This window comes from Amedibacillus sp. YH-ame6, from assembly GCF_053848845.1.
The window spans coordinates 25587-31779 of record NZ_JBSPEZ010000031.1 but is presented as its reverse complement, the minus strand read 5'-3'; the positions used below and the strand labels follow the sequence as shown (position 1 = coordinate 31779).

4 protein-coding genes are annotated in these 6193 nt (G+C 35.9%); all 4 read right to left on the bottom strand.

Going from position 1 to position 6193, the window contains the following annotated elements:
• Positions 1 to 230 precede the first annotated feature (230 nt).
• The gene (gene zwf, locus ACWG0P_RS14665) at positions 231 to 1601 is read right to left on the bottom strand and encodes a glucose-6-phosphate dehydrogenase (RefSeq protein ID WP_455802368.1); all 1371 of its coding nucleotides are present in this window, start codon (positions 1599 to 1601) and stop codon (positions 231 to 233) included.
• The gene (gene gndA / locus ACWG0P_RS14660; protein WP_455802367.1) at positions 1594 to 3009 is read right to left on the bottom strand and encodes an NADP-dependent phosphogluconate dehydrogenase; all 1416 of its coding nucleotides are present in this window, start codon (positions 3007 to 3009) and stop codon (positions 1594 to 1596) included. The genes zwf and gndA overlap by 8 nt, the downstream gene beginning before the upstream one ends.
• Positions 2996 to 3949, bottom strand: a complete 954-nt coding sequence (locus tag ACWG0P_RS14655; protein ID WP_455802366.1) for a beta-propeller fold lactonase family protein — start codon at positions 3947 to 3949, stop codon at positions 2996 to 2998. Before ACWG0P_RS14655 ends, gndA begins: the two co-directional genes overlap by 14 nt.
• Before the next feature lie 145 nt (positions 3950 to 4094).
• Positions 4095 to 6185 carry an elongation factor G gene (locus ACWG0P_RS14650; RefSeq protein ID WP_455802365.1) on the bottom strand — a complete coding sequence of 697 codons (2091 nt, stop codon included), beginning with the start codon at positions 6183 to 6185 and terminating at the stop codon, positions 4095 to 4097.
• Between the last annotated feature and the right edge of the window lie 8 nt (positions 6186 to 6193).

Genomic DNA, 6193 nt, shown 5'->3' with positions numbered 1-6193 from the left:
ATAGTTTTTATGAAATATGAGACGAAAATAAAAGTAAATAGAATAGAATTTGTCATAAGATTGACCTCCTCAACTATTTACCAAAAGACGCTGAGAGTAGCGAAGCGTCCGATTTCGAAAAAAGTGTCAACATATATTTTGAAAATAAGCAGAATAAAAAATAGGAGCTCTTTTACGAATTCTCCTATCCCTTAACTTAATGACATTGGCCATTTTGACATGTTTTTTTCTTAAATAAAGAAGTTATCTACAGTTTTTGGTCCTTCACTTAGTTCTTCATACGTATATAAAGGAAGATGTTCTTCTTTATACCGTTGTTTCAATTGTTCTACATAATTCCAACTTGTTTCAATCTGATCCCATTTTGAAAACCAAGAAGTATCTTCCTGTATCGCCGCCAACAACAAGCGTTCATATGCTTCGGGTGTATTGATACGATTGGTATCGGAACAATTTTGACAGAAATCCATTTGTGTGAGCTCTATATCATCACTATCTCCTGGTTTCTTAATATTAAATTGAAAGTATACACCTTCCGTAGGTTGAATCTTAATGGTTAATACGTTGGCATATGCATCCTTATGAATCCTTTTAAAGGTAATGGCCACTTCCATTTCTCTTCGATTTAGTTTCTTTCCCGTTCGAATGATAAAAGGTACATTATCCCAACGAGCATTATCTATAAATAAACGTAGAGCCGCATATGTTTCCGTCATGGAACCATTGGCTACACGATCTTCTTTCTGATAATTAAAATATTGACCAAGAACCATGCTTTCTTTTAAATCTAATTGTTCTACTGGACGAAGTGCTTGAAGTACTTCTAATTGTTTCTTATGCATATCTTCTTTAAAAAACGCATCCGGTTGTTCCATAGCTACAATACTTAGTAACTGAAACAAATGATTTTGCACCATGTCCTTAAGTGCACCGCTTTGATCATAATAATCCCCTCTAGTTTCCACACCAACCATTTCAAATGCATGAATATCCACTTGTTCAATATATTGTGCATTCCATGCATCCTGAAAAATAGGATTCATAAAACGAATGATTTGCATATTACGTACCATTTCTTTTCCTAGATAATGATCAATATGAAAGATATGCTCTTTTTCAAAGAAATTTTCAAGATTACGATTTAATTCTCGTGCAGACTCCAAATTTTCACCAAACGGCTTCTCTATAATAACTTTACCATCTTTTGCATGTTCTACATGATGTAATCCTTTCGCGATTTTCTCAAAAAAGTTTGGGGACACTGCGAAGTAGAAAATATGATTTTGTAATCCTTGTTTTTGATATAGTTCATTTAAGGTAAGATACGCATCTTCCTTCGTAAAATCCATCTGATGATATTGTATTTGTGACATGAAACGAGCAAACATATCCTCACGATAAGGTAAACGTGCAAATTGTTGTACCCAGGCTTTTGCCTCTTCACTATACGCGCTATGATCATAAGCTCTTCTTCCAATAATGACAACATGTGCATTTTCATTCAACTTTCCATCGGCGAACAAGTTATATAAAGCTGGCAACAGTTTACGAAAGGTCAAATCTCCAGTTCCACCAAAGATTGTAAAGGTAACATCATGCATGGTGTTTCCCCCAATCATGATGGAAAGATCCCTCTTTATCTACACGCTTGAAAGTATGTGCACCAAAGTAATCACGTTGCGCTTGTATTAAATTCGCACCCACATGCGCACTAGATAACATATCCAAATAAGTGATTGCACTACTTAAAGATGGAATTGGAATGCCTTGTAGGATTGCATTTGCACACAACGTACGAAGACTATCCTTATCTTGTTGAATGCACTTAGAAAAATATTCATGAAACAACAAATGGGATAATGTTGGTTCTTCCTTATAAGCTTTCATAATTTCTTCTAAAAAGCTTGCGCGAATGATACATCCTGCACGAAAGATAGATGCAATTTCATCAAAAGATAATTTCCAATGATAATATTCAGCTGCATGTTTCAACAAATCAAATCCTTGTGCATACGCAATAATTTTAGCCGCATACATCCCTTCTTCAACTTGTTTTATCAATGCTTCTTTATTTACGTTTCCATCCTTCATAGAAGTCGCAAATAAAGTATGTGCTTTCTCTTTGTTCTCATCATTTGACATCACTCTTGCCAAATAGGAAGAGGTAATCATAGACACATCAACACCTAAATGCATAGCTTCTTCACTTGTCCATTTCCCAGTTCCTTTTTGACTTGATGCATCTTGAATCAAATCAATAAGATTCATCTGTGTATCTTCCTCTATTTCTTCAAAGATATTTGCGGTTATTTCAATCAAGAAACTATTCAATCTTCCTTCATTATACCCTTTGAATACACGGGCTAATTCTCTATTACTAAAATGACCGACATGCTTCAACATCAAATATGCTTCACTTATAATCTGCATATCCGCATACTCGATTCCATTGTGAACCATCTTTACATAATGGCCCGCGCCATTCTCTCCTATATATGCACAACAATCCTTTTTATCTTCACTCTTCGCACTGATGCGTTCTAAGATAGGACGAATTTGTTGATATGCTTCTTTATCTCCTCCAGGCATAATACTAGGCCCAAAGCGAGCTCCTTCTTCTCCTCCTGATACACCTACTCCAAAGAATAAAATTCCTTTTTCCTTCAAATAACGCTCTCTTCTAATGGTATCTTGAAAATAGGAATTACCACCATCCATAATAATGTCTCCTTCTCCTAGAAAAGGAAGTAATTGTTCGATAATGCTATCCACTGTATCTCCAGCTTTTACCATCAACATAAGTTTTCTAGGTGAACTTAAAGAATCTACCAATTCTTTTATGGTTTCATACCCTTGAAAATTTTTGTTAGGTTCTTCCTGTAGTAATCGTTTCGTAACTTCATAAGAACGATTGTATCCACCTACATGAAATCCATGATCTGCCATATTGAGCGCAAGGCTTCTTCCCATGACAGCTAATCCAATAATTCCTATATTATTTTTCTGCATGTTCTTTCCCTCCACTTTCAAATGCAATTGCCACACCTTCTGGGATATCGCCCAAACGATCTACAAACGTTAATATTCCACTCACTGTATTTCTATGAAACGCAGTTACATCATTGGTATTACGATTCACACAAAATACATATGCATCATCCTTTGAAATGTTCATATCTCGAGGATGATCTCCTCCACAATTTATGGATTGTACAACACCCCAATTTACGATATCAATTACACAGAGCTTGTTGATTTCTCGTAGCGATACGTATAAAAATCTCTCATCCTGACTCATGCGTATTGCCGCAGCTGATGCGTGTTGTCCTTCATCTAACACACATAAACTCTTTACGATTCGATCATGATCCTTTAGTTTTATTGAAAACACTTCACAACTAAGTTCACTCAGCAAATAAAGAGTTGCTTCATCGTCGCTAAGCACTCCATGTCGCGGACCCGTTCCCTCTTTAAATTCTATGCTTCTTTTCAATTCTAAAGAAGTTCGTTCATATATCAAAATATTATCCAGTAAGCAATTGGGCACAATCACTTCATCCTGTGTCAACAACACTTGATGTGTACCAGCTTTCTCTTGGATGAAAATCACTTTATCTAAGGTGATTTCATGAACACCTTTATGATAACGTACGACCATACCATCATGATAATTCGCAGTATAAATATAATGTTCATCTTGGGTAATGTAACAAGCAACATGGGTTTCTGTACCATTACAATGCATTAGATTGCTCTTATTTGCCATCACGCAAGGTTTATCTAAATTGCATGGAAATACCAATGTTTCATAATCATAAGATACATATTTCGCTTCTTTTACTTGTAAATATAGATCATGATGTACAAATTTTTTACTACTTGTATCAAAAGAGAATTCATAAATCCCTTTATCACCATAGGTTCCAATAAATCCATGAATATTCTTCATACACGCCACCTCTTTCTTATGTTGTATCATACGCTTGTTTGCCTCATCTAACAACTAAATTGCTCATACACTTATAGTATACTCTTCTTTCGTAACATGCTATCCAAAACAAAAGACGATTGATTACTCAATCGCCTCCGTCCTATTAATTTTCCTCTTCCACTTCCTTTTTATGTTGTGCAACAATTCCATCTGTTATATTTTGAGGAACGCTATCATAACGTTCGAATTCTTGCATATAAGAACCACGACCTTGTGTCATAGCACGTAATTCAATTGGATACTTCTGAATTTCTGCTAGTGGTACTTGCGCATTGATAATCTGATAGCCATCTACCATATCCATACCCATAATAGCACCTCTACGTTTATTGAAGTCACCAATAATTGTACCTGTAAAATCATCTGGCACACGAACAGTAACATTCATGATAGGTTCTAAAAGTATTGGTTTGGCATCTACCATACCTGCTTTATAAGATAAACGAGCAGCTAATTTAAATGCCATTTCACTAGAGTCTACATCATGATATTTACCATCCATTAAGGTAGCCTTCACATTCACAACTCGATATCCTGCTAAAACACCATGATGCATGCATTCACGTAAACCTACTTCAACTGCAGGGAAATATTGACGTGGTACTGCACCACCAAATACTTTTTCTTCAAATACCATTTCTTCTACATCTGGATTTGGCGCAAACTCCACAAATACATGCCCAAATTGACCATGTCCACCAGATTGTTTCTTATGACGCCCTTCCGCAATCACTGTCTTACGGATCGTTTCGTGATAAGGTACTTTTGGAGTTTCAAGACGTACTTCTACTTTATATTTCGTACGAAGTTTAGCTAAAATAACTTCAATATGTTGATCACCAACTCCATATAAAACCGTTTGTTTTGTTTCAGGATGATTCTCTAATCGCAATGTTGGATCTTCTTCACACATTCTAGCAAGTGCATTACTCATCTTATCTTCATCATTCTTTGAATTAGGGAATACTGCCATACCAAGCATTGGTGTAGAGAATGGAACTGGCTCTACCATATAGTGCTTTGTTTTTTCACATAAAACATCGTTGGTCTGTGTATACTGCAATTTCACAATTGCACCAATATCTCCTGTAAACAATTTACCAACGGCTGTTTGATGCTTTCCTTTGATAATAAAGATACTTGATATTTTTTCTGTTTTCTCTTTATTTGTATTATAAACAACAGAATCACTGCTCATAACACCTGCTAATATTTTTACATAGGATATACGTCCAACAAATGGATCCACAACTGTTTTGAACACTTGCGCACATAAATCTTCTTTCTCATTTGTTTCCAATACAACATCTTCATTCTTTTCAACGTCACGTACACGAATGCTTCCACTTTCACCATATGTTGGAAAATATTTGATTATTAAATCCATCAAACGTTCAATACCGATGGTATGTGTAGCACTTCCAGAGAATACGGGGCGAATGTCACCATTACGTACACCCAAACGTACTCCTCTTGTTAGTTCCGCTTCACTAAACTCTTCACCACTGAAGAATTTCTCCATCAATTCATCGTCTCCCATCGCAACAGCTTCTGCAATTTGATCTTTATAATCCTTCACCATTGCTTCCATATCTGCTGGAACTGGCTGTGCTTTTTCAGGATCTGCTAATGGACCTTCATAATACCAAGCTTTATCTCTAAGGATATTAACGGATCCAATAACTTTACCATTTTCAATGATTGGTACTTCAAAAGGAATTACACTTTTTCCAAAGGTATTACGTAGTGTATTGTATGCCGTATCAAAAGAGGTATTATCTTCATCTAGTTTATTCACAAAGAAGATGGTAGGTGTATTATGTTTTTGCGCATTTTCCCATGCTGTTTGTGTTCCAGGTTGAATCGCATCTTTCGCATCCACAACAATCAATGCACTATCACCAACTGCAATACCCTCTTCAACTCCTCGAATAAAATCGATATATCCTGGTGTATCTAAGAAGTTAATTTTACAATCTTTCCATTCGATTGGTACTAAAGTCGCATAAACAGAAATCCCTCTTCTTATTTCTTCTGCATCATAATCAATTAGGGAACTTCCCTCACTCGTTACACCAAAGCGATCACTTGCTTTTGTATAGTACAACATGGATTCTAAAACTGCTGTTTTACCAACACCACTATGACCTAGGACAACTACATTGCGCACTTCATGACTCAAATAGTCTCTCATATGGACGT